Consider the following 3383-nt stretch of genomic DNA (forward strand, 5'->3'; position numbering starts at 1 on the left):
ATGGTTTGGGGGTAACGGTTTCCAGTTCCTTGGCAACGGAGTTTTCTTCGGTCTCAGTGGTAGCACTCTCCTCTTCCACCACCATACCGGACTCGTTGTCAGCAGGGGCTTGCTGCTGAATGATAATTTCTGCTTCGGTTTCTGTTACTTCCGTTACGCCTGTGGCCGTGGGGGGATTATCCTCCAGGGGCTGAACTGGCTCCGGAGCAATAAGCTCTTGTTTTTCTGGGGTAATCGGCTCTGGAGTTACGGGGCTAACGGCCGTTCCCCCTAAGATGGCAGCCTGGGTACCACTGATGTAGTAGTGCCCTAAAATTTGACCTTCGTAGGTACGTTTGGTGAACTGCCAGCCTGGATTAAGCTGTACCTGCATGAAGCCTGCGCCGATGCCTTTGGTACTACCGACAATAAGTTCGGGGCCGCGGCCGTTACGGGAAGTGGCCACCAACACCAGTTCATTGCCCCTGGGCACAAGACGCAGTAGGTAATCCAAGCCATAGTCCTGGCCATCGATGCGGATGGAATAGCCGTTGCTGTCTGTGGCGCGGCGACAGTGGCCAGTGAAGTCAAAATTTAACAGCAGGGGATCCACCATGGCCGGTGCTCCGGGGGTGACATTCCAACATTTATTTTTGCCGGGAATCTGCTCAATTACCAAAAGGTCATACTTAGTGGTTTCTACACCGTAGGGACGGGCCACTGCAATTACTTCGGTTTGCTCGATCGCCGTTTCGGTGAAAGTGCTGGCAGCGAGGGGAGTTAAGGGAGCTAGGGCAGCCCCGACAGCCATGGCCAGGAGGGGGTGTGGGAAAAATTTCCAATTCATAGGACAAATAGTCAACGTGGCATAGGATTGTTAACCCCATCAAGCCCGAAAATGTTCCCCAACGGAGCCCTGGAGAGACAGTCTGCGGGTTGGAACAGACCGCCTGGGAACCAAGCTCAGTCAAGATTGCTAGCCCATTCTACCAAACAGGTCCACGGTGCTTTGCCCCTGTCCTAAAAATTGAGGAATGGCAATGTCCTTGGAGCTTTTCTAGCGGTTGGGGGGAGAGGATGTCAAAATGGAACAACATAATACAGGTGACATTCTCGTTTTTCTATGGATACCAAAGCTTTTAAACGGTCTCTGCACCACTCCGACAATTACCACCGCAAGGGATTTGGCCATGGGGAAGAGGTGATGGGGGTGATGAATACGGAATATCAAAGCCACCTAATCCAGGAAATTCGTCAAAACAATTACCGCCTGGAGCGGGGGGATGTCACCATTCTGTTGGCGGAGGCCTTTGGTTTTTGCTGGGGTGTGGAGCGAGCCGTGGCCATGGCCTACGAAACTCGTCAGCATTTTCCTGGCGATCGCCTTTGGATCACCAATGAAATTATCCATAACCCTTCGGTGAATCAACGACTGCGGGAAATGGAAGTGAACTTTATTGATGTGGTTAACGGGGAAAAAGATTTTAGTGGGGTGGCCAAGGGGGATGTGGTGATTCTGCCGGCCTTTGGGGCCAGTGTGGAGGAAATGCAACTCCTCAACGACCGGGGCTGTACCATTGTGGATACCACTTGCCCTTGGGTTTCCAAAGTCTGGAATTCGGTCGAGAAACATAAAAAGAAAGAGCACACTTCGATCATCCACGGTAAATATAACCACGAAGAAACCATTGCCACCAGTTCCTTTGCCGGTACCTATTTAATCGTTTTAAATATGGCCGAAGCCCAAAAGGTTTGTGATTATATTCTCCACGGTGGCGATCGCCAGGAATTTTTGGATTATTTTGCCAATGCCCATTCCGTTGGCTTTGATCCGGATGAGGATTTAGTCCGCCTGGGGGTAGCAAACCAAACCACCATGCTGAAAAGTGAAACGGAAATGATTGGCAAATTGTTTGAAAAAACCCTGCTACAAAAGTATGGCCCGACAGAGTTAAATAATCATTTTATGAGTTTTAATACTATCTGTGATGCCACCCAGGAACGGCAAGATGCCATGTTTGATCTGGTCAAGGAAGACCTGTCGCTAATGGTGGTTATCGGTGGTTTTAATTCTTCTAACACCACCCATCTCCAAGAAATTGCAGTGGAATATGGTATTCCTTCTGTACACATTGACAGCGGCGATCGCATTGGGCCGGGTAATCGGGTTCACCATAAACCCCTGGGCAAGGATCTGGAACTGTTGGAACCCTGGCTACCGGCGGGCAAAATCACAGTGGGGGTGACCTCCGGTGCTTCTACCCCGGATAAGGCGGTGGAAGACGTGATGAAAAAAATTCTGGCCATTAAGGAAGCTGAACCTGTGTTAGAAGTTGCGGGATAGGGATGGATCCGGGCTGGTTTGGCTGTTGAGCATGAGGCGCAAATTTTGACAGCGCAACAGTTCGTTAAAACTGAGGGTGCTGCGGTTTTCGATCCGGGCGGTGTTTTCGATCGCCGTTAACAAGGCCTGGATGGCCTCTTTTTGGTTATAGCCCCGACGTACCGCCACTTTGAGAGCTTGGGCATCAGCTTCGATTTCCCGTTCATTACTTTGGTAACCCCGCCAAATTTGCTGGGCCGCCAAAGCCGTCAGACCACCGGCCACCACCAGACCGACGCCATCCCTCTGCCAAAGCTGTACCCCCACGGCGATCGCCCCCGCCACGGTCAATCCCTGATACAAATCCGGCTTGAACCAGCGGATATTAACCAAACGACAGACCACGCTCAGCATGAGCAAATCCCGTTCCTGGATGGTCAACTCCCACCAAAGACTGAAATTAATTTTCACCAGGCGATCGCCAAATTGCCAAGGCTTAGGAAAATCACAATCGATCACCCGGGACTGTTTCGGTTGGGCTTGGAGTTTGACTAGCATCCGCCCTGAAGCCGGCATCAACTCTTTCAGACGACGAATTTCCGTTTCTTGGTCACTGCCTTGATAGGTTCCCTGGCGGTTCATGGTGATTTAAATCTTAGCTAGCATTGACTTCAAGTCTGACACATACTTTCGACAACTTTAAACAATAAATGTTGGCAATTATTATGGCAATGTTTAGCGGATTGTATGCCCTTTCCGTTTCAGCTTGACGCCAAGGGAACCGTTTTGGTGAACAATTAATGAACAATCGTCAAAAATCCTAGTCAGTGGCCTAAAGCATTCCCCCCCTTGCACTTTCAGTCTGGCCCCTTCCTGCACCTCCCTGGAGGAAAATGACCAGTTGACCGATCGCCGCCATCTTGACTTTTCCCTGTTCCCCACCATCCATGGCCCAGAATATTCTCCCCGCTCTCCTTGACCACATCCGCCAAAGCCCCCAACAACGGCTCACTTTTGCGGAGTTTATGGAGTGGGTACTCTATCAACCCAATTACGGCTATTACAGCAGTGGCCAGGTGGA

The 3383-nt window shown here is 50.7% G+C and carries 3 protein-coding genes; 1 reads left to right on the plus strand and 2 read right to left on the minus strand.

What is annotated here, in order from left to right; all coding sequences use genetic code 11:
* Positions 1-790 (minus strand): DUF3747 domain-containing protein (locus IQ219_RS18220; RefSeq protein ID WP_255512841.1); only part of this gene is annotated, 790 nt, incomplete at its 3' end.
* A gap of 312 nt (positions 791-1102) precedes the next feature.
* Between IQ219_RS18220 and IQ219_RS18225 the strand changes: the two genes are divergently transcribed.
* On the plus strand, positions 1103-2323 hold the full coding sequence (locus tag IQ219_RS18225; protein ID WP_194073542.1) for a 4-hydroxy-3-methylbut-2-enyl diphosphate reductase: 1221 nt from the start codon (positions 1103-1105) through the stop codon (positions 2321-2323).
* Here the strand turns inward: IQ219_RS18225 and IQ219_RS18230 are convergent.
* On the minus strand, positions 2306-2944 hold the full coding sequence (locus IQ219_RS18230) for a DUF3318 domain-containing protein (protein ID WP_194073543.1): 639 nt from the start codon (positions 2942-2944) through the stop codon (positions 2306-2308). The two genes, IQ219_RS18225 and IQ219_RS18230, sit on opposite strands and share 18 nt — an antisense overlap.
* Between the last annotated feature and the right edge of the window lie 439 nt (positions 2945-3383).

The sequence above is a fragment of the Synechocystis sp. LEGE 06083 genome, assembly GCF_015207725.1.
In the GTDB taxonomy this organism is placed as follows: domain Bacteria; phylum Cyanobacteriota; class Cyanobacteriia; order Cyanobacteriales; family Microcystaceae; genus Synechocystis; species Synechocystis salina.